The sequence below is a fragment of the Nocardia sp. NPDC058658 genome (assembly GCF_042716665.1).
Lineage (GTDB): Bacteria > Actinomycetota > Actinomycetes > Mycobacteriales > Mycobacteriaceae > Nocardia.
The window spans coordinates 1-21,250 of record NZ_JBHXRR010000041.1 but is presented as its reverse complement, the minus strand read 5'-3'; the positions used below and the strand labels follow the sequence as shown (position 1 = coordinate 21,250).

Genomic DNA, 21,250 nt, shown 5'->3' with positions numbered 1-21,250 from the left:
GGTGGCGGCGGCGACGTCAGTATCAGGCTCGGCTCTCGCATTACCGCCGCCGTGGTCATCCGCTCGACTGACGATCCGTGAGTGCCGTTGCAGTACTAAGCGCCACATTCGTTCGACTTGCTCGGGTTCGGCTCCAGAGAACATTGCACCGAAACGGCCCGAGGTGGCGATCAGCGCGGCCGTCTTCTCCCGAATGACCTGGAGATAGTGCTGCACAGGATCTTGCCCGGGCCGCGGGCCCAACGTCTCACGTGCTTGTCCGGCAATCAGTTCGCTGAAGGTATCGGCAATGACGGCCACTGCATCGGCGCCGAGATCCGCGCACAATCGCGAGGCGTGCGCGAAGACGTAATCGCCGGTAAGAATAGCCAAATTATTGCCCCACAGAGCGTTCGCGCTCGGCGCATTTCTTCGAAGTCCCGATTCATCCATTACGTCGTCGTGGTATAGCGATGCTAGGTGGATCAGCTCCACGACGGCTGCGGCGACGGGAACTTCGTCGTTTGAGGGCTTCGGCCCGAGCTGCGCGGCGAGGATCGTGAACAGCGGTCGGAAGCGCTTGCCGCCGGCGTCGGACAGATACCGTGCGGGAGCGAGCATGAGGTCGTGCCCGCGTGAAAGTCTGTCATTGAGAATTGCTTCCGCTGCCTCCATGCCGCGAGTCACCGCCGACGCGAGTTCCGCATCTTCGAACAAGGTCTCTGTCGCGCCAAGCGCGCGGTGCCTTTTGCGACTGTTGTTCATTACGCTTCACCTCTGCTTTGCAACGCCTACTTGACCGGAAAGATTCGTACGATATCGGCGTCGGATCGGCACCGCCGGTTGACTGCTGCCCCCCACTGTGCACACCCCTTCGTCTCAGCTTCGCCGCGGAATACGACTGTCTGGATCAGCACGGCAAGCCTGCTGTCATGGTACGTTGCTGCAGAACCGTGGGCCCACTCCCCGTTATGGCAATAGATTGCTAGGCGTGATTGCTGACCGTCACCTTCCGGTCACGGCGGACTTGGGCTAGGGTCGGTTGATGTGAGGTTCGACAATGCAGGAGTTATTGAATCGTCACATATCTGTCGATTACATACGTAATATTTCGGAACGAATTGGACATGCATTCGTGGGTACCGGCGAGGCCACTGGAATCGGACACGCGCACGGCAAGGCTATCCTCATCGGCGAACACACTGTTGTGCACGGCGCCCCCGCGATCGCGATTCCGTTGCCTGCTATGCCGGTACGGGCAGTCGCACGCCCATACCTTCCCGATACCGATTCCGACGTCACCTCGGACAAATCCTTCGGGTTCGTAGCGGGACTCGCCGACACGAAGTTCTCGCCTTCGGGGCCGCGGGTCGCGGTGGAGGAAGCCTTGCGGCAATGGGGCCTTGGCGCTCACCCAGTCAGAATCACTGTGGACTGCGATATTCCCTTCGCTCGCGGACTGGGGTCCAGCGCAGCAATCACCAGCGCCGCGGTGCGCGCCGTCGCGGACCTCTATGGTCGGCGACTGGATACGGCAGCTCTCTATGATTTCGTGCAGTGCGGCGAGCAAATCGCACACGGTCGCGCAAGTGGCGTCGATGCCAGGGCAGTTCTTGCGACCGGACCGATCTGGTTCTACCAGGGCGCCGCTAGGGCTGTCACGACGGAGCTCGACGCCGCCCTGGTGATCGCGGACACCGGGATGCCGGGCGTCACCGAGCGGGCGGTGACCGGTGTCAGTCGTCTCGCTGACCGTGATCCCGTGTTCATTCAGCGCCTGGTCGATCATGCGTCCGGCCTGGTCCACGTCGCCGCCAACGATCTCGCCGCCGGGGATGCCGAGTCCTTGGGTCATACCATGTCTGACTTTCAGAGAATACTCGTCTCGCTCGGAGTCAGTACCCCGAGTATCGATCTCCTCGTCTCTACCGCGTTGGGCGCGGGGGCCTTCGGCGCAAAGCTCACCGGTGCGGGTATGGGTGGCTGCGTTGTCGCTCTTACCTCGACAGCCACTGCGGGCGCTGTGAGCCGCGCACTCCGTCGAGTCGATGCCTTGCGAACATGGACGGTTGACACTCGTGGCAGGCATTTGTCTACCTGGCCCGCCTCGACGCTCGGACATGGCGGTCGCCAATGACTGCCGCCATACCCGTCTTCCCCTGCAAGGGACCTATTTCAGGATTCCGTGACAGCCGCGGGAAAGTGAGGCGAGGAGATACCTGCGTGCCACCGGCGACTGGTGTCGTACCGCCGGCAACACAACGTCGCTGGACCTGGTGCGTGCGGAGGCACGACGCGACGAGCGGGCGGTGGTCATCGCGGCTGCGGTGCTGTGCGGTGAGCTGTCGCTGATGGCTGCGCAGACCAATCGCGGTGAATTGATGCGTGCCCATACCCAATTCGAGCGGTCAACCACGAGCAACGGGACACAACGATGACCACAACGCCGGTCGGTATCCACGACCTTTCGTTCGCCACCACCCATTACGCCCTCGATCACGCCGTCCTCGCCGAGCGACTCGGGGTGGACCGCGACAAGTTCTACCTCGGTATCGGTCAGGAACGAATGAGCGTGGCCGCCGCCGACGAGGACATCGTCACCATCGCCGCCGCGGCCGCCAAGCCGATCCTGGAACGCCACAGCACCGACAACATCCGCACCGTGTTGCTGGCCACCGAGACCGGTGTCGACCAGTCCAAAGCCGCTGCCCTGTACCTGCATTCGCTGATCGGGCTGCCCAACGCGGCGCGCGTGGTCGAGCTCAAGCAGGCCTGCTACGGCGGCACGGCCGGGTTGGCGTTCGCCGCCGGTCTGATCGCGCGTGACCCGTCGCAGCGGGTGCTGGTGATCGCGGCCGATATCGCCAAGTACGAACTCGGCACCCCGGGTGAGCCGACCCAGGGTGCGGCGGCGGTCGCGATGCTGGTCACCGCGAACCCGGCGATCCTCGAGCTCGACCCGATCTCGGGGCTCTACAGCGCCGACATCATGGATTTCTGGCGCCCGAACTACCGGTCCGAGGCCATCGTCGACGGCAAGACCTCGGTGAACGCCTATCAGAAGGCCGCGCAGGAGGCATGGAGCGACTACCGCCGCCAGGGCGGTCGCGAGCTCGGTGAGTTCGCCGCGTTCTGCTACCACCAGCCCTTCACCAAGATGGCCTACAAGGCGCACCGGCACCTGCTGGAAAGTCAGGGCCGCACCGCCGAGGCCGCCGATATCGAGGCCGTCATCGGGGCGACCACCACCTACAACCGCACCGTCGGCAACAGCTACACCGCCTCGCTGTATCTTGGGCTGGCCTCGCTGCTCGACCACACCGACGACCTCACCGGCAAGCCCCTCGCGATGATCAGCTACGGCTCCGGCAGCGTGGCCGAGTTCTTCAGCGGCACCGTGGTACCCGGCTACCGCGAGCACCTGCGCACCGAGGCGAACCAGGCCGCGATCAGCTCGCGCGAACTGATCGACTACGACCACTACCGCGCCCTGCACGAGGCGGTACTGCCCAGCGACGGCGCCTACCACGCGATGGCCGAGGAGACCCGGCGCCCGTTCCGGCTGGCGGCGATGTCGGGGCACAAGCGCATCTACGAAGCCAGCTGAGGTCGCGCCTGCAAGCAAGCATGAATTCGGCTCGCGGCCGATTGGCATCGGTGCCTATATGTTGTTGTACAGGCCCACTTCGAGGATCTCGAAATCTGATTCATCGGCGCCTGCTGCATGCGTGCCGCGACCACGCCACGAAGGAATTCTTCGAGTTGGACTCTTGGGTCCAGCGATTGAGGGACTCATAGTTTGGGACGATTGGGCTTTGCATATTATAGGTCAACCGAAGCTGGGCAATTCTTTTGCCTGTGCGAATTGCCGCATAATAATAGCACATAGCCAGGATTCGGAGTATGGCAATTTATTGCTAGGTGTGTTCGTCGAGTGATCTGCTGCAATCACAGTGTGAGGTCGGAACGAAGTGCTACGATCTGATCAACATGACGGATCGTCCGGTGGTGAGCGAGGTGATTTCGTGTCGACGGAGCCATTCCAATTGATCGTCGAAGTTGCCGATGTTGTTCGGGAATACAGCATAGGCAACCAGCGGGTCCGAGCGCTCGATCATGTATCCGTGACGATACATGGAGGAGAGTTTGTATCCGTTATGGGTCCCTCCGGTGCCGGAAAGAGTACTTTCCTGCACTTGTTGGGTGCTCTTGATACCGTCGGATCGGGATCGATCCGGTTCAATGACCGGGAGATCGGCAGTCTGAGCGAAGAAGAACGGGCGAAGTTCAGACTGCGAAGTGTTGGCTTCGTATTTCAGTTCTTCAATCTTCTTCCAACGATGACCGCGTGGGAGAACGTTGCCGTGCCGCAGCTTTTCGCTGGCCATCGATTGGCCGCGGCGAGAACTCGGGCACTCGAACTACTCGAGCTGGTAGGGATGGGACACCGTACAGAACACCGTCCCGCTGAGCTATCCGGCGGCCAGATGCAGCGTGTAGCAGTGGCGAGGGCGCTGATGATGAATCCGCCGTTGATCCTCGCCGATGAGCCGACCGGGAATCTGGACTCACGTGCTGGAGCCGAAATTCTGGAATTGCTTCGAGATATCGCACACGACGAGGGGCAAAGCCGATCGGTCGTGATGGTGACGCATGACGTTGCCGCCGCCGGATTCACTGACCGGAGGATCACGTTGCGTGATGGCAAGCTGTGTTCGATTGAGCTGAGCACGGCTGCACAAGGTGGCTCCGAGTGATCGGTGTGGCGGCTGATCGACTAAAGGTGTTCAACCTGCGGGAATTGCGCACGCATCCACTGCGGGTCCTGGTCACGGTCGGCGTGGTGGCGGTGTCGGCGGCGTTGATGGTGGCAGTGTTCGGTATCACCGGATCCGTCACCGGATCAGTCGATCGGCTCGCCACGAGCATCGGGGGTGGTGCGCAGCTCGAGATATCCGGAGTCACCGATGGGGGTTTCGATCAATCACTCCGGGCGGAAGTGGACGAGGTACCGGGCGTGGACTTCGCGGTGCCGATGGTGCGGACCACGCTCGGGTCCGGCTCCGATCGAATTCTTCTGCTGGGGGTCGATCAAACCGTGACCAGGTTGCGGAGTGACCTCGAACGGTCGGTGCGCGACCAGCTCGGTAATGCTACGAAGCTGTTGACTACGCCGAACGGGGTTGTCGTCGGCGCGACCCTCGGGCGACCGGAGGGCTCATCCTTCGACGTCGCGGGGGTTGAGGTCACTGTCGTCGCGGTGATCGATGGCGACGCCGTACGCGGGCTCAATAGCGGTGAAGTCGTTGTGACGACTATTCCTACCGCGCAACGGATTGCCGATCGCGCGCAGCGTCTGGACTCGGTCCTGATCGGATACGTCGACGGTGCCGACCACGCCGAGGTTCGAACCGCGATCGAGGATATCGTTGATGGACGGGCCGTGGTGGCGGAGCCGAGCTTGCGTGCGGCGCAAGCCGGCAGCGGAATTATGATCCTGCGGTACTCGACGATGATGGCAGCGGCTGTGGCACTGGTGGTCGCGGCTTTCCTGATCTACACGGTTATGAATATGGCGGTGTCGCAGCGGTATCGGGTGATTTCGACATTGCGTGCGATAGGCGGGAGCGGGCGGGCCATCGTCCGAGATCTGGTGGTCGAGGCAGCACTGCTCGGACTTGTGGGCGCGATTGTCGGCTCGGCACTCGGCGTCGTCGCGGGGCGGGTCGCAATCGCCAACCTGCCACCGGCGGTATTGCAATCGGTCGAGACCAAAATGACGTATGTACTGCCCGCCTACGCGATTCCGGTCGCTCTGGCGTTGAGCGTGATTGCCTGCTTGGCCGCGGCAGCTCTCGCCGCGCGCGATGTCTATCGGGTGGCGCCGATCGAGGCGTTGGCGCCGCAAGGATCGCCGGGGGCCGACCGGGGGCGCTGCTTGCCGCGGCTTGGTGCTCTGATTCTTGCCGCGGCCGGGATCGGCGCGGTGATAGCGATCGCGCGCGGCGTGTCCGGGCGGGCGTCTGTCGCCGCGGTCGGATTGGCCTTCATCGCCGCGATCTGCCTCTGCTTTGCGCTCCGGCCGCAGATCGTCGCTGCGGCGGCGTGGATGGCGGCCGTATTCGGCATACCTGGTGTGCTCGGAGCTACCTCCATCCTGCGCTCGCAGAAGCGATCCTGGGCGACAGCGATGACCGTCGCGATTGCTGTTGCAATGATCGTCTCAGTGTCCGGGTCCAATAAAAATGGTCTCGATTCGGCCACCGACTATTTCGCCTCGCTTGCTCGATCTGAGATCTGGGTCAGTTCACAGCCGGCGGATGTGATCGCGACCGCCCCGACGATGTCTTCCGACATCAGTCGCCGGGTAGCGGAGGTGCCGGGCGTAGCCGCTGTCGAGGAAGGGCAGATCGGATTCGCCACGGTCGGCGGTGCCAGGGTGATGTTGCAGGCGTTCGGTCCGGAGACGAATCAGTCGCTGTTCGATTCGATCAATGCGGATGCGCGAGCACAGATCCACGCCGGTGCCGGGGTCGCGATCTCTCGCGATCTCAGCCAGGCGCTCGGTGTGGGTGCGGGCGACGAATTGGAACTGCGTACGCCACACGGTGTGCGCCATCCTCGGGTACTAGCCGTAGTGCCCTACTTCTCCGGGTTGGCGGGGGCAGTGGCTATTGGGCTGCCGCTGATGAGCGAATGGTTCGATCGGCCCGGCTCCACATACCTGGAGGTGCACACTCAACCGGGCGCGCACACCGCCCAGGTCGAAGCGGCAGTCCGTGCCGCGATGCCGAGCGGGATATACGTCTACTCCGGCGCGGCGGCCGTCGAGGGAGTGGGCAACGCCGTGGAGCAGGCTGCCATCCTGACCACCGCGATTACCTGGATCGTCGGCATCGTCGCCGCCATCGCGCTGCTGAACACACTGACACTGTCGGTGCTGGAGCGGCGGCGTGAACTGGGTGTACTACGTGCATTGGGCGGTAGTCGTCGGTTCCTTGTCCACATGATCTTGACCGAGGCCGGGGGAATCGCCATTGTCGGTGCGCTTGCCGGGCTGCTAATCGGTGTCGTAGTTCAATACCTGAATTCGTTCGTACTTTCCGAGGTAATCGGGTTGGATGTCGCATATGGTGTCACACCATTGATTGTGATCTTCGCTTTTCTTGCACTACTGCTGACGCTCGCGGGCGCAGTGGCGCCCGCAATTCGTGCCGCCCATCTCAATATCATCGAGGCCATAGAAGCCGAGTAGACGCGGAAGCCCCCCTGTCTTGTGTAGGTATCGATAGGAACATGTTAGTGAATAAGTCGTCTGGTTCCATTAATCTGGCAGCAGATCTGTTCTTGGTGCACGCGCCGAGCGTCTATGACTTTCGAGAACGCGACGATATGTTGTTCGCCTATCTCAGTGACAGCGATAGTGTCAATGTAACGTCGATCTACGAAATGTATCCGATCGGCTGGTTTTCGATAAGGCAGCATCTTCGCGAGTATGATCTCGACGTCGAAATCGTCAATGTCGCGTCGCTGATGCTGATGCATCCTGAGATCGACGTCGAAGGCCTACTCTCGAGGCTTGACGCCGACGTTTTCGGATTCGACCTGCATTGGATGCCGCAATGCCACGGTTCGATCGAACTAGCTGCGGCACTCAAGCGCATAAAACCAGATGCGCTCACCATCTTCGGAGGCATATCGGCAACCGTGTACGCCGAAGAGTTGATCGGTTATCCGAGCGTCGATGTTGTCGTGCAGGGGTATGACACGCTGGACCCGGTGCGGCAACTGGTCGCAGCAGTCAAGAAGGGTGTGCGGGACTTTCGAGGCATACCCAATTTGCTGTACAAAGATCGCGGTGAGGTAGTGCGGACGGGGTTTAGTCACAAACCTGCGGAAAACTACAACGACGCGACTAATGACTGGAGTTTCTATAAGGAAGGTCGCCCGTCCGCGCCGTCGGTGACCAAGCTGATCATGACTCTTCCCAATACGGGCTGTGCGCACGACTGTGGCTGGTGTGGTGGCTCTCGCTTCGCGTACCAGAACGTCATGGAAGTGAAACGAACACTGATACAGAAGGACAATTCCCGAATCATCGACGAGCTGCGTACGATGGGGGAGGCGGCCCGGCAAACATCAATCTACGCGTTGCAGTGTTACTCCGAGGGTCGGACCCGCATGCACGAATACTTGGACGCGGTCGAAGAATTGGGCTATAAGAGCGTCTATTTCGAGCAGTTCAACCTGACGCCGGCAGACACGCTTGCGAAAATGGGGCGTGCGACGAACTCCTACATCATGTTGTCGCCTGAATCGCACGATCCACGCATCAGCAAGGCCGCCGGACGTGGCACCTATGACATGGCCCAGATGGAGGAATGGATTCCTCGCGCACTTGATTCAGGAGTGCGCGGCATCATGGTCTGGTTCTTCATCGGCATGCCGTACCAGGATCGTCAGTCGGTGCTCGACACCATCGAGTACTGTCGCCGCTTGATCAAGCGGTTCGACGGTGACCCCGCGGTGATTCCGCTCGTCTGTCCGATGGTGCCCTTCCTCGACCCCGGCTCCCGGTTTTTCGAGCAGCCGGAGCGTCATGGATACCGGATCTTCCACCGGACCCTGGCCGACCACCGCGCTGCCATGGTCGAGCCACTGTGGCACCGGCGACTCAACTACGAGACGGAATGGCTGAGTCGTCGTGAGCTACAGGATGTCTCCTACGAGGCGATATCGCGGCTAGTGGAGATCAAAGGCGAGTACGGAATGCTGCCCACGAGTATCTGCGAGTCCATCCTGGTGACTATCGCTCAGACACAGGAATTGCTCGGCGAGATGGAATCTGCGCTGGAAATGGACGGAAAGTTGCCCGCCGACTTGCGCAGTGAGATCGCCGCGTACAACCGCCGGATCCTCGCCTACTCCAGTGACCAGATCATTCCTGTGCCGCGGCCTTTCGGCGGCCGCTGGTTCGACGATAATACGGTCCCGCAGCACCTTGTCGATGAGTTGACGAGGCTAGGCTCATGAAGAGATCAGACGGCCACGGATTTGTCACGGACGCCGAGACACCATATGTCGCCAGTTGGGGCGGAACGGGCGAGCAGGTCGTCCTCGTCCACGGTGACGCACCGATCGGCCCGTTGGCTTGGCTTTCGCAACGCAGGTTGCGGGACCGCTACACGTTGTCGGTGCTGACCCGCGCCGGCTACGGGCAGCGCTCGGCACTGCGTATCGATGCTCGCCGCGATGCCGATGACCTGTGCGCTGCGCTCAGCGAACCGGTTCACCTGATCGGACATTCGCACGGTGCGGTAGTCGCTGCGTTGGCTACGGCGGCCGCACCAGATCTCGTTCGTAGCGTGACCTTGATCGAACCGCCCCTTTTTCAGGTCGCGGCGGACGAACCGGAGGTCCAGGCGGTTCTACGCGAGGCCGATGCCCTATTCGGAACTGTGACGGCCGGGCCGATTCCAGCTGGCACACTGAGTGCCCTTTTCGGTGGCCAGGGCGCCGACTTCGCTACGCCCGAATGGTCGCTTCTGCGGACGAAGGTGATGGAATCGGTACTGCCCTGGACGTACCCCATAGATTTCGCCGGTCTTCGCGGACGGGTGTCGGCGCTCGTCGTCTGTGGCGCCTGGAGCGCTGCCTTCACCGCTGTATGCGAGCGAATCGCCCGGGAATTGTCCGCGCCGTGCGTGCGAATCCCCGGGGCAGGTCACTCGCCGCATCTGGTCGAAGTCGAATTCGACCAGGTCCTGCTGCGGCACCTGGCCGCCGCGGGAGAACCGAATCCACTGCCCTCCGCGGACTTCGCGAGGCCGATATGACCAAACCTGTGATCGTGATCGGCGCCGGTATCGCGGGGCTGGCAACCGCATACCGACTGGCCGAAAGACGAGTCCCCGCAGCGGTCTTCGAGGCGACGGACGTCGTCGGCGGGCGGATGGCCACGTTGCGGTCGAACGGCTTCAGCGTCGACTCCGGTGCGGACGGTCTGCTCGACGGTTATCGCGCCACCTGGTCGCTGCTCACCGAACTCGGACTGCGTACGGAGGTCGTATCGCTGCGGACGCCGACGGCTGGGGTGTGGCGTGCTGGGCGCATCCATGTCGCGCCGTCGTCGTTGTTCGGAGCGCCCATGTTCACCGGGTTGAGCACGTCGACGAAACTCGGGTCGGTGCGGCTGGCACCGGCGGTCCTGCGCCCGGCGCGCTTCGACCAGGTCACCGTCGCCGATATGGTCCGCGAAGTGGGCGGCCGCGCTGCGGAAGAACTGTTGAATTACGGGGTAGAACCAGCGATTCGGGGGCTGTTCGGGTGGGATGTGGAGCAGTCCTCGGCGGGGATGGTGTTGCGCATACTCGGAGCCGCCCGCGGCCGGATCAGGCTGCGCACCTATCGGGATGGCATGGACACCCTCGCGCGGGAACTGGCTCGGCGCACCGATGTTCGGTTGGGAGCCGCGGTGCGTGAGGTCCGACCCGATGGCGCCGGGGTCGCCGTCGTCACCCAGGACGGTGTCATGCACCCGGCGCCGGCCTGCGTGCTGGCTGTTCCCGCGCCGATCGCCGTTCGGCTGACCGCTGGATGCGACGTGCATCCTTTCGTGGCGGCGGCAACCTATACGAAAGTCGCCTGCGTCGATGCGTATCTCGATCGCCCGATGCCGCCCCCGGGGGTCTACGGGGTGACGTTTCCCTCGGTTGACGAGCCGGTCCTGGGGTGGGCGGCGTTCGAATCCGCCAAGCCGGGCCGAACGCCGGTCAACGCCCAAGTGGTCCGGCTCGCGGCCACCGGCGCCTTCGGCGCGTCCTTCGCCGACGATCCCGAACTTGCCCACGACACACTGCTCGCCCGCGCCGCCGAGTATTTCCCCGGCCTCCTCGAATCGGTGGTCCGGACTCGTCCGCATTACTTTCCGCACGGGTTACCGGAAGCGCGCGCCGACGCGCAGCCCCTGTTCACGTCATTTCAGTCACGTCCGCACGGACCGGTGGAGTTCGCGGGCGATTGGACATCTATTCCGTGCTCTGAGGGCGCCGTGCGGTCTGCGGTATCCGCCGCTGATCGAGTCGCCGAGTGGGTTGGTAGGAGTTCTTCATGAGGACGAATGAGGGCACCCGGGATATGGGCCGACGCGGGTCTTTACGTGACTATCTGCGGTTGGCCAAGACCGACGCGCCCGAACTGTGGCTCGGTGTTCCGGCTGCTTGGGTATTGCAACCGCGCGAAATGCTGTTCGAAGCCCGCACTGCCACGCTGGCACTGATGTGCCTTGTCTGCCTCGTTTCGGTGGGTTTCGTCGCGCAGGCACTCGACGACGTCAAGGGGTATCGGGACGGGACCGACGACATCAACTACGCACCCGGCCGCGAACGCCGCCGCGAACGCAAACCCCTCATCGAGGGCAACCTCAGTGAGCGCCAAGCTCTCGTATTCGCCACGGGTGCAGGGTTTGTCGCTGTAGTAGTCGGGCTGGCCATCGCCGTCGTGGTGGATTTCAGGCCGCTGTGGCTTGTTTTCGCGACTGCGGTGATGGCTGCGCTTGCGATTCAGTACAGTTTCGGCTTCGCCTTCAGCTACCGGTTACCGGGCGGCGGTGAGTTGGTGCTCGCTGTGACAATGGCAAGTTCGACAGTATTGACCAACGCGGTCCTCAGTGGGAAATTCTCCATCACTGCGCTGGCTATTGGCTGGTTGCTCGGAACGAGCATTCTCCAGGTGAGTGTTTGCGGTTCGACCAACGATGCCTCCGGTGATCGTCAAGCCGGTCGGCGCACGGTCGCCGTACTGACCTCACCGGCCGTGAATCGGTGGTTCGTCCTCGTATTGATCGGGCAAGGCATCGTCTACCTGTTCGTCATAGTCGCGTTCGGCCTGGCGCCGGCCGTCCTTGTGCTCTTTGCGCTTCCGGCGCTCTGTCTACAGATCATGCAGTTGCGTGCGGTCGCCCGGGACGACTGGTTGCGTGCTCGGGGGCTGGGATTTCGGGCATTGCGCTATCTCGGGCTCGCGGTCCTCGGCTCGTTCCTGGTAACCGGGGGGTTGGCATGGAATTCGAACTGACGGCGGATCAGCGCGACCTGCGGGAAGCGGCGCGCAAGTTCTCGGCGAAGAAGCTGGTCGAACCATTCGGCGGCGCGGAGCACCACTTGATGAGCGTCCAGCTATGGCGGGACTGCGCCGATTTCGGCGTCCTCGGCCTGCCCTTCCCGTCCGAGTACGGCGGCGCCGATGCCGACCCGATCACCGTGTTCGCGTTGCTGGAGGCGATGGGGGAGGCCGGTGTCGCACCTGGCTTGCTGTTCGCGCTGCAAGCGCATATGTGGGCTGTTACTCATCCGGTAGCCCGATTCGGCTCCGACTCGCAGCGAGCCCGTTGGCTGCCCGGACTGATCGATGGCAGCCTGAAAGGCGCGCACGCGGCGACTGAACCCGGTGCTGGGTCAGACATCGCGGCGATCACCACGACGCTCACTCCCGACAGCGCTGGGTATCGGCTGAACGGCGTGAAGACCTTCGTCACCAATGCCCCGGAAGCGGATCTGTTCGTGGTCGTCGCCCGAACGCACGGGTCGCGGGGGCACACGGTTGTCGTGGTCGAACGAAACCACCCTGGCGTAAGTGCTGGAAATCGGCTGGACACGATCGGTATGGAAGCAGCCCCGGTCGGTGAGGTCGTCTTCGACAACACCCCGGTGTCGGCCAATCAAGTACTCGGCGGGCACGGGCGCGGTTCCGTGGTGTTCGGTGCGGCGATGCGTGCCGAGCGAACGTTCATCTCAGCGGGGACCGTTGGACGGATGCGGCGTGAGATCGAGATGTGCCTGGCGCACGTTCGGCTCAGACGACAGTACGGCTGCTCCCTCGCCGATTTCCAGGCGGTCTCTCACCGCGTCGCTGATATGCAGGTGCGCTATCAGGCAGCCAGGCTGCTCGGCTACTGGGCCGCCGCGGATTTCGAATCCGCCGCGGTCACATCCGCGGCTGCTTCGATCGCCAAAGTTTACATCTCCGAAGCGGCGTTGCAGAACGGGACCGACGCTGTTCAACTCCACGGGTCGGCCGGATATCTGCGGTCTGGCGGGGTAGGTCAGAACGTGCAAGCCGCCCTCGCTGCCCGCATCTATTCCGGGACCTCGGAGATCCAGCGAAATCTCATCGCCGCCGCACTCGGATTGGCCTAGGTGACGCCATGATCGAGCGACTCGACGGCATGCTGACAGAGCGCCTGCACGCGCCGAATCGCCTGGCGGTGCAGGATCGGGGAAAGGCGGGAACGAGTTACCACGAACTCGGTGAACTCGCCCAGCGCGTGGCCGATGAACTCGGCCGGATCGATTGCCCGGCGGGCCACGTCGTAGCCCTCGCCGGACCGTCCAGCGCTGATGTGCTGGCCGGGCTCTGGGGAATTCTGCGAGCCGGCCACTACTACCTGCCGCTGGATCCTGGGCAGCCATCGGAACGGAATCGGCAGATCATGGAGCGTGCGGGAGTCCGCACCGTTGTGGGCACTCTGTCCGACCTGGAAGCGATGCGCCGGGGCGCACAGTTCGGTGCGGCCGTTCGGTGGGGCGTGGTGATCGATGGCACGCGGACTCGGCTCATCACCTTCGCGGCGGACAATATCGCGCGCCAGTGGTTCGCTGATACTCACACCGACCGCGCCTACGTTCTGCACACCTCGGGTTCGACCGGCGTGCCCAAAGGGGTCGTACATACGCATGCTTCCGCGCGGGCTTTCGTTGATTGGGCAACGCGCACAACTGAATTGGAGCCCGCAGACCGGGTGGCAGGTTTTGCGCCGCTGCATTTCGATCTATCAGTCTTCGACGTCTTCGGTACCGCGTGGGTCGGCGCGAGCTTGATCCCTGTTCCGAACTCGGTGAAAATCTTTCCCCGCATGTTCGCGGACTTCCTTGCCGAGGCCGATGTCAGCGTGCTGTATACGGTGCCGACAGCCCTGGTGGCCCTGCTGCGTAGTGGTCGACTGTCACGGGACCGGTTGCGCTCGCTACGTCTGATCGTCTTCGCGGGTGAGCCTATGTCGGTGGCCGCGGCGAACGAGCTCACCGCGGCGCTGCCCGGCTGCCGCCTCTACAACTGGTACGGCCCGACCGAAACGAATGTGTGCACGTCGTTTGCCGTCACCGACCAGTTGGACCAGCGATTGCCGTCGGTTCCCATCGGGACCGCGATCACCGGCGACTCGGTGTTCGTTATCGATGACGCGGGCAGACCCGCCACCGAGGGTGAACTCTACGTCGGTGGCGCCACGGTCATGAGCGGGTATCTCAACGATCCTGTGTCGACCAGGCGCTGTCTGAGTACCCCCGCGGGTGCTGAATCGCCTTGTTATCGGACCGGTGATCAGGTGCGCATAATCGGGGATGGGGTGTTGGTATTCCTCGGGCGCCGCGACGACCAGATCAAGCGCAATGGGTTTCGCATCGAACTGTCCGAGATCGATCTGTCGTTGCGATCCGTTGCGGGCGTCCACGACTCGGTGACCCTGGCAATGACCACTGCGGACCGACAGATGGTCATTGTCTCCTACGTCGTCTGCGCCACAGGGCTCACTACGCGGCAGATCCTCGGTTCTGTCCGAAACATGCTGCCGCAGTACATGATCCCGGATGAATTGGCGATCGTCGACGAATTTCCAACTACGTCGAACGGAAAGATCGACCGGCATTCGTTGCGGGGGATCGCGCGGCGCGACGAGGCGTAACACCATTTCGGGAGGATTTGATGGACGTTGTAGAGAGTAAAATTGTCGGATACTTGGCCGATAGGCGGGGTTGGCAGCCGCAAACGGGCGTAGGGCGGCTCGACTACCCCCTGCTGGACAACGGTGTGCTGGACTCTCTGGCGATCATCGGCCTGGTAGGTTTCTTGGAGCGAGAATTCGCTATTACGGTCACCGACACCGACATGATGCCCGACAACTTCGAAACTGTGCGGTGCATTGCGGGTCTAGTGCGGGCCGCACAGCAGGTAGCGGACCGGTGACAGGGAGACGAGCCGACGCCGCGCTTGCCCGGCACGAACAGGTTGACGTGCTCGTCGTCGGCGCGCGGTGCGCGGGAGCGATACTGGGACTGTTACTTGCCCGTCAAGGCTTGGATGTGCTGGTCGTGGACAAGTCCAGATTTCCGAGTGACCGACTGTCTACGCACATGTTCGAACTCAGCGGCGCTTCCGTGCTGCAGCGGTGCGGCATTCTTGACGCGGTGCTCGCGACGGGAGCTCCCGCACACCAGGCTTACTGTATGACTATCGACGGAGCCGAGCTGAGCTCCGATCTCGTCCGCGCCGAGGACGACCCGCTGGGCGGCTATAGCGTTCGGCGTCATCAGCTCGACGAGAAGCTGGTGGCAGGCGCACGGGAGGCGGGGGCCCGGATTATCGAGGCCTGCCATTTCGAGGATGTCATCCTGCGGAACGGTCGAGTGGTCGGTGCTCGGCTTACGCAGCAGAGCACGCCGACGGTGACCGAGGTTTCCGCACGACTCGTGGTCGGCGCCGACGGCGTCCGCTCCACGGTCGCACGGGCAGTCGGAGCCCGCGAATATTATCGAACGGAGAACCAGCGAGGCATGGTATGGGCATATTACCAGGACTACCGACCAGAGCACCCCGCTCGCCTGCATTTCCATCGCAATCGCGACCGGATGGTATTTGCCTGGCCGTCGGACTCCGGTTTGCTCACTGTTATTGCGGCGCCCCCTGTGGCCGAGGTATCGGCGTTGCGTCGGAACGAGGCCGCGTTCGCGGAGTACATCAGCGCGAGCCCGGAAATCACCTCGATGATCCAAGGAGCTGATCGCCTAGGCGCACCACGCTCGGCCACGAGATATCCCGGATATTTTCGGGCCGCCAGCGGTAAAGGCTGGGTATTGCTGGGTGATGCAGGGCATTTCAAGGACCCGATTCTCGGCCAGGGAATCAGCGACGCATTTCGGCAGGCGGAAGAATTGGCCCAGCGGATTGCGATGTCCGGCCTGAGCCCACGGCCACTGGATACCGCTTTGCGCGCCTGGTGGCGCTGGCGGGATGCGGACGCGATGCAGATGTACTGGGCCGCATACCTGCAGGGGCGGGCCGGCACGCTGCCACTGTTCGAACAGCGGGTGGTTGGTCTTCTCGCGCGGGATCCGGCCCTGCGCGCTCGTGTCACCGGGTTGGTGCTCGCACACCGTGCCGCGCCCTCGTCATTGCTTTCCTGGCCGCTGCTCGCCGGTGCTGTCGGCGCCGCCGCCAGTCCAGCGGGTCTGCTCAGCGCGGCCGCGAGTGTCCGATCGCTGCTTCGGCCAGTGGCGACCTGCCTTATCGCACAGGCCCGAGTCGGTAGGGCCGGTTCTGGACGCGGTGCGGTTCGGACTCAGCGGAACGGAACCCGATCATGACTGGAGAACGTCGCGTCGCCGTTGTCGGTGGCGGTATGGCGGGCGCCGCCGCGGCGCGGGGACTAGCTGCCGACGGCGTCGATGTCACCCTCTACGAGGGCGGAGACCGCCTGGGCGGTCGGATCGACTCGGTTGCTCTGCCTGGCGGTCACGTCCTGGAAATGGGCGCGGTATTCCTGATGAACAGCTACCGTGACGTCAACCGCGCCGCAGGGGTGCTGTGGCCGGATCGTCCGGTGCACACCAAACGGCCGATCACCTATATCCGCGAAGGCACACGGGTCACCGTACCCGGCGAGCTGCCCGCCGCGCTGATGCGCCTGCCGTGGTTATCGTTGCGCGATCGGATGCGGCTGGTCGCCGAAATGGCGCGATTGCGCGGGCAGTCCAAGGGGAGCTACGACGTACACGGCCTCGCTGAATTGGACCACGGCACGATGGGCGATTGGGCCGCGGACCGACTGAGCCCCCGAATCCACCACGGCTTGCTCCGGCCGGTATTCGAGCCCTTTCTGTTCGCTTCCTGCGATCGAACCAGTCAGGCATTGGCGGTGGGCCACCTCAACGGCCCGCCTGTGATCAGATACTCGGTGGTCCCCCGCGGGCTGAGTCGGATTTGTTCGGAGATCGTTGCGGACGTCGCCGTTCGGCTGGACAGCAGAGTCGAAGCGCTGCGGTTCGACAGCAAGGTGACAGTGCGGTTGGCGGACTTCTCCGAAGAGGAGTTCGACGCGGTGGTACTCGCTGCCGGCGTCGACTCGAGTCGCGGTCTGATCGCATCCCTCCCTGAAGACGTCGTTCCGGCACAGACTCGCGTCGTGCTCGATCGAACCGAAACCGTCGGGCTGGTGCACGTCGCGTTCCTGACCGGCGACCTGCCGGCCACTGCCACCGGTATTTTCGTGCCCGCCGAAGACGGCCCGATCGATATCCGTCTGGTCGCGTCCAACCGCCGAATGTGGCCGAACCGGGAGTGGCCGGACGGCGTCGATGTGGTCAGTGTGTATTTCGACGCCGCACTGTTCGACGAACTATGTGGGTTGTCCGATGACGTCATCGCCGCACGCGCGTGGACAGGCGCGCGAGAGTTGAGCCCCGACCTGCCGCCGGTCGCGCAGCTGCTGGCGGTTCGCCGCTGGCGATCGGCTGCCGCGGTATGCGCACCGGGCCATCTAGGCCGGGTCGCCGCCGAATTGTCTGGTCCGGACGCACGCCTCACGGTCGCGGGGGACTATCTGTCCACCGGTGGATTGGAGGGTGCCTATCGGGCGGGAACGTTGGCGGCCAGAAAAGTACTGCGGTTCTTGGATTCTTGACCAGAAAGTGAGCTGATGATCAGAGCAGAAGCTTCGATCCACATCGATGCAGGTCAACGAGAAGTTCTCGAATCTGTGTCCGACCTGGAGTTGTACCGTCAGGCTGACACGAAAATCACCAAAGTGCTGCACCCACCCGTGGTCTCGGAGGTCATGCCACACTCCCGCACGCGCTACCGGGGTCGGATCCGCGGCATTCCGACCCCACCGGAGTGGCAGTCGGTCGAATTGGTTCCATGGCGGACATTGACCTTCGAGAGCGAAGGTGGTCAATGGACGAATATGCTTGTTCATTTCATCGGTGGCTTTGTGTGTGAACCACAGCCGGACGGTGGAACAACGGTGCTGCACTTCGAGCAGTTCACCTTCAAAGGACCGGCGAGGTGGATAGCAGAGCCGACGCTGCGGGCATGGCTACAACGCGATATCGAACGCGAGGTTCAGGATCTGAAAATACTGATCGAAACCGGGCCGGCCGAATGACGGATGATATCGATGTAGGGATCATCGGCTCGGGACTCGGTGGGTTGACTGCGGCCGCTTTCCTTGCTGCCGCGGGGAAGCGGGTGATGCTCTTCGAAAGAGCCCATATCCCAGGGGGAAACGCAACATCGTACTCCCGTCGTGCGGCCCGCTTCGACGTCGGCCTGCACTACCTCGGCGAATGCGAAGACGACGGTATCGTGCGCTGGATACTCGATTCGGCGGGCGCGAAGGTCACCTTCCGGCGATTGGACTCGCAGGGATTCGATATCGTCCGTGGCCCGACCTGGGAGTTGGCGATTCCCTGTGATTGGTCCGAATACCGCGAACGCCTGGTCGCTCAGTGGCCGGCCCACCGGGCTGATCTGGTCGAGTACTTCCGGCTCGTCGGTGCGATCGGCGAGGCGGTGCGCGGATCGTTGCGCGGCGCGGTGACCGTCTCGCCGGCGACGGCGGCACCTGCGTTGATTCGGCTGCTCCGGCACCGGAATACTACTGTTGCCGAGTTGTTCGACCGCCTGGGTTTCCCCCCCGATCTCCGCGCGCAACTCAGTGCGTATAACGCGTATTACGGGCTTCCGCCCTCGCGGACACCGCTGATACTGCACGCAGGCGCGGCTACGCATTTTCGGCGCGGTGCGTATTACCCGATCGGCGGCGCGGGCGCGATCACCGATGCGCTGGTGGATGTCATCGAGCGCAACGGAGGGCAGATCCGGCTTTTGTCGGAGGTTGAACGCATCCTCGTCCGCAGGCATTCGGTGGAGGGACTGCGGATCCGGGAAAAGGGCACTTCCTACGACGTGCGGGTGTCGACAGTGGTGTCGAACGCGGATTGGAAGCGAACGGTGCTGGAACTGCTGGGCCAGGACCAAACCACCGCGGGTCAATTCAGCCGCGCCGCGAGCGCACACACGGCGTACCCGATGTATTTACTTTCCCTGCTGATCGATCGCGACCTGCACGCGGAAGGGTTTGGAGCGCGGAACTTTCTGGATATCGGCGATATCGATCTGGAGGCGCAGTATCTAGCGCTCGACCGGGGTAGGATGCCCGAGCGTCCGCAGGTGTTGTTCTGCAGCGCGAATCTCAAAGATCCTTCGGCGCAGGACTCGGCCCCCATCGGGTGCAGCAGCATCCAGTTGATGAGCCCAGTACCCGGCGACCCACGTTTCTGGGGCGCGCCGGCAGGCCCAGCGTCCGGCGTCCGATATCGGCGGCGCGAAAGTTATCTCGCTGCGAAAAAGTCCGTTTCCGATCAACTCGTGGCGGCGGCGGAGTCTATTGTCCCCGGCCTGCGTTCGAGCATCGTGCACACCACAGATGGTTCCCCGTTCTCGCACGAGCGGTTTATCGGCAGCTCGGGCGGTTCGCCATACGGACTCAGCTCGACACCCGATCAGTTCATGCTGAACCGGCCCTTGCCGGTGACTGGTATCCGTGGGCTATATCTGGTCGGCGCAAACGTGGTCTTCGGTTCGGGTGTGGTGTCCGCGATGGTGAGCGGTTCGGCGGTGGCGACCTTGCTGCTGCGTTCCAAAGTAGTCAGGAGGACCAGGGTTGCCTAGTCGACGTATCGCGGTGGTCGGAGCTGGGATAGCCGGGCTCGCCGCCGCGGAATACTTGCGCGACGCTTCGGCAGATGTCGAGATCTTCGAAGCCTCGGATGCGGTCGGCGGACGGATGAAGACACTGACCGGCTTTCAGGTCCCGGTGGACGTCGGCGCCAAAGTGCTGAACCTCAACGCTCACACCGAACTACTCCGGTTGCTCGGCCGGCATGGATTGCTGCCGCGATTACGTCCACTCGGTGGCGAGTATCCGTTCGCGGTGTGGCACGGCGGGGCCTCGACGATGGTCGGCCGGACACCACCCGCGGTGCTGTCGGGTCCATTGCTGAGTTGGCGGGATCGCTGGGCAATGCTGCGCCTTGCGTCCGACATTCTGACGCACCTCGGACGCTACGACGTGGACCACCCCGAACGCGCGCCAGTAGCGCGTTATACCGTCGACGAACTGCGGAAGCGCTACCCAGCATCCTTCGTGACAGAGGTGTTGCACACTGTCGCGACGGGCATCTACTCCATGCCGCCCACCCATGCGGGCGCCGCGATGCTGTTCAACCAGTTCTTGGCGGCGCGCGGCGCGCCCGGAGCGAACATGTTCTACCTGGCCGGCGGAATGGGTTCGGTCGCCGAGGTCCTCGCCGAGCGGTTCGGTGTCACGACCGGTACACCGATCGACGCCGTGGAGCGGTCGCGCGTCGGCTACAACCTGATGTCGGGCAGCGCGCGATTCGGGCCGTTTGCCGGTGTGGTGCTGGCGCTCCCGGCACCACACCTTGCTCGGATGGACCTGCCTGCCTTCGCGGATCCGGTGGATTCTTACGTTCGTGCGGCGGCCTTTTCGCAACAGGCGCAGGTAGTGCTGCAGTACGCCGAAGGCGCCCGGCCAGGGTATCCAGATGTCTACGGTGTCGCATTTCGGGCAGATATGCTGACCGGCCTCGCCTGGCTGAGCCAGGAGGACATAAAGCACCACGGAATGACAGGTGTAACCGGGCCGTGTGTGCATCTCGGACTCACACCGGACCTCTCCGGAGAACTATTGGCAGCAGATGACGAGACCATCATAGAAATCGCGCTGACCCGGCTGCGCCGTTGCTTCTCTGCTGTCGACGACGGGATAGTCGGGACGCGGGTGCTCCGGCTGGATGCCGCGATGCCGCTACTCGGGCCTCAATTGATGGCCGTACGAACTCAGTTCCTCGCCGCGGCGCCCAGCGGGCTCGAGTTGGCGGGCGATTGGCTTAATTCACCGAGCACCGAGGGCGCTGTCCGGTCCGGCCGCCGCGCAGCCGTCCGTGTACTCGCTGGGATGGGGGCAGTCCGGTAGGGGAGGCGTACGAATAGCGCGAAATCGCCGGCCACCACCCAGGGCATCGAGCAGTCTGGGCTATGAGCCCCTAACAGGTTCGGTCGAGTAGCGGTCAAACCAACTGTCGTGCAGCATGTTTCGCTGTGGCAGCACCGTGGATCATCAACGACGAGTTAT

The 21,250-nt window shown here is 63.2% G+C and carries 17 protein-coding genes and 1 pseudogene; 17 read left to right on the top strand and 1 reads right to left on the bottom strand.

Going from position 1 to position 21,250, the window contains the following annotated elements; all coding sequences use genetic code 11:
- A partial coding sequence (locus ACFWUP_RS30765; RefSeq protein ID WP_379239492.1) for a polyprenyl synthetase family protein occupies positions 1–744 on the bottom strand: 744 nt, incomplete at its 3' end.
- Between the two features lie 295 nt (positions 745–1,039).
- Here ACFWUP_RS30765 and mvk point away from each other — a divergent pair.
- From mvk to ACFWUP_RS30680, 17 genes and pseudogenes are all read left to right on the top strand, one after another.
- Positions 1,040–2,116 carry a mevalonate kinase gene (gene mvk, locus ACFWUP_RS30760; protein WP_379239491.1) on the top strand — a complete coding sequence of 359 codons (1,077 nt, stop codon included), beginning with the start codon at positions 1,040–1,042 and terminating at the stop codon, positions 2,114–2,116.
- 139 nt (positions 2,117–2,255) lie between these two features.
- Positions 2,256–2,417: pseudogene (locus ACFWUP_RS30755) on the top strand (hydroxymethylglutaryl-CoA reductase); the annotation flags it as partial.
- Positions 2,414–3,586 carry a hydroxymethylglutaryl-CoA synthase gene (locus tag ACFWUP_RS30750; protein WP_379239490.1) on the top strand — a complete coding sequence of 391 codons (1,173 nt, stop codon included), beginning with the start codon at positions 2,414–2,416 and terminating at the stop codon, positions 3,584–3,586. The pseudogene ACFWUP_RS30755 and the gene ACFWUP_RS30750, both read left to right, overlap by 4 nt.
- Positions 3,587–4,025: 439 nt before the next feature.
- A complete protein-coding gene (locus tag ACFWUP_RS30745; protein WP_379239493.1) occupies positions 4,026–4,736 on the top strand; it encodes an ABC transporter ATP-binding protein in 711 nt (236 codons plus the stop codon).
- Positions 4,733–7,234 carry an ABC transporter permease gene (locus tag ACFWUP_RS30740; protein ID WP_379239488.1) on the top strand — a complete coding sequence of 834 codons (2,502 nt, stop codon included), beginning with the start codon at positions 4,733–4,735 and terminating at the stop codon, positions 7,232–7,234. Before ACFWUP_RS30745 ends, ACFWUP_RS30740 begins: the two co-directional genes overlap by 4 nt.
- A gap of 41 nt (positions 7,235–7,275) precedes the next feature.
- On the top strand, positions 7,276–9,012 hold the full coding sequence (locus tag ACFWUP_RS30735) for a cobalamin-dependent protein (RefSeq protein ID WP_379239487.1): 1,737 nt from the start codon (positions 7,276–7,278) through the stop codon (positions 9,010–9,012).
- A complete protein-coding gene (locus tag ACFWUP_RS30730) occupies positions 9,009–9,815 on the top strand; it encodes an alpha/beta fold hydrolase (protein ID WP_379239486.1) in 807 nt (268 codons plus the stop codon). Before ACFWUP_RS30735 ends, ACFWUP_RS30730 begins: the two co-directional genes overlap by 4 nt.
- The gene (locus tag ACFWUP_RS30725) at positions 9,812–11,092 is read left to right on the top strand and encodes a protoporphyrinogen/coproporphyrinogen oxidase (protein WP_379239485.1); all 1,281 of its coding nucleotides are present in this window, start codon (positions 9,812–9,814) and stop codon (positions 11,090–11,092) included. The genes ACFWUP_RS30730 and ACFWUP_RS30725 overlap by 4 nt, the downstream gene beginning before the upstream one ends.
- 59 nt (positions 11,093–11,151) lie before the next feature.
- The gene (locus ACFWUP_RS30720; protein WP_379239484.1) at positions 11,152–12,054 is read left to right on the top strand and encodes a UbiA family prenyltransferase; all 903 of its coding nucleotides are present in this window, start codon (positions 11,152–11,154) and stop codon (positions 12,052–12,054) included.
- Positions 12,039–13,175: an acyl-CoA dehydrogenase family protein gene (locus ACFWUP_RS30715; protein WP_379239483.1), complete on the top strand. Its 1,137-nt coding sequence runs from the start codon at positions 12,039–12,041 to the stop codon at positions 13,173–13,175. The genes ACFWUP_RS30720 and ACFWUP_RS30715 overlap by 16 nt, the downstream gene beginning before the upstream one ends.
- 8 nt (positions 13,176–13,183) lie before the next feature.
- Positions 13,184–14,719, top strand: coding sequence for an amino acid adenylation domain-containing protein (locus ACFWUP_RS30710; protein WP_379239482.1), 1,536 nt, complete (start codon positions 13,184–13,186; stop codon positions 14,717–14,719).
- A gap of 20 nt (positions 14,720–14,739) precedes the next feature.
- Positions 14,740–15,000: an acyl carrier protein gene (locus tag ACFWUP_RS30705; RefSeq protein ID WP_379239494.1), complete on the top strand. Its 261-nt coding sequence runs from the start codon at positions 14,740–14,742 to the stop codon at positions 14,998–15,000.
- Positions 14,952–16,397 (top strand): NAD(P)/FAD-dependent oxidoreductase, encoded by a 1,446-nt coding sequence (locus ACFWUP_RS30700; RefSeq protein ID WP_379239480.1) that lies wholly within the window; start codon positions 14,952–14,954, stop codon positions 16,395–16,397. The genes ACFWUP_RS30705 and ACFWUP_RS30700 overlap by 49 nt, the downstream gene beginning before the upstream one ends.
- The gene (locus tag ACFWUP_RS30695) at positions 16,394–17,713 is read left to right on the top strand and encodes a protoporphyrinogen/coproporphyrinogen oxidase (RefSeq protein WP_379239479.1); all 1,320 of its coding nucleotides are present in this window, start codon (positions 16,394–16,396) and stop codon (positions 17,711–17,713) included. The genes ACFWUP_RS30700 and ACFWUP_RS30695 overlap by 4 nt, the downstream gene beginning before the upstream one ends.
- Before the next feature lie 15 nt (positions 17,714–17,728).
- Positions 17,729–18,196: an SRPBCC family protein gene (locus tag ACFWUP_RS30690; protein WP_379239478.1), complete on the top strand. Its 468-nt coding sequence runs from the start codon at positions 17,729–17,731 to the stop codon at positions 18,194–18,196.
- Positions 18,193–19,764, top strand: coding sequence for a phytoene desaturase family protein (locus ACFWUP_RS30685; RefSeq protein WP_379239477.1), 1,572 nt, complete (start codon positions 18,193–18,195; stop codon positions 19,762–19,764). The genes ACFWUP_RS30690 and ACFWUP_RS30685 overlap by 4 nt, the downstream gene beginning before the upstream one ends.
- Positions 19,757–21,091, top strand: a complete 1,335-nt coding sequence (locus tag ACFWUP_RS30680) for an FAD-dependent oxidoreductase (protein ID WP_379239476.1) — start codon at positions 19,757–19,759, stop codon at positions 21,089–21,091. The genes ACFWUP_RS30685 and ACFWUP_RS30680 overlap by 8 nt, the downstream gene beginning before the upstream one ends.
- The last annotated feature ends 159 nt before the right edge of the window (positions 21,092–21,250 follow it).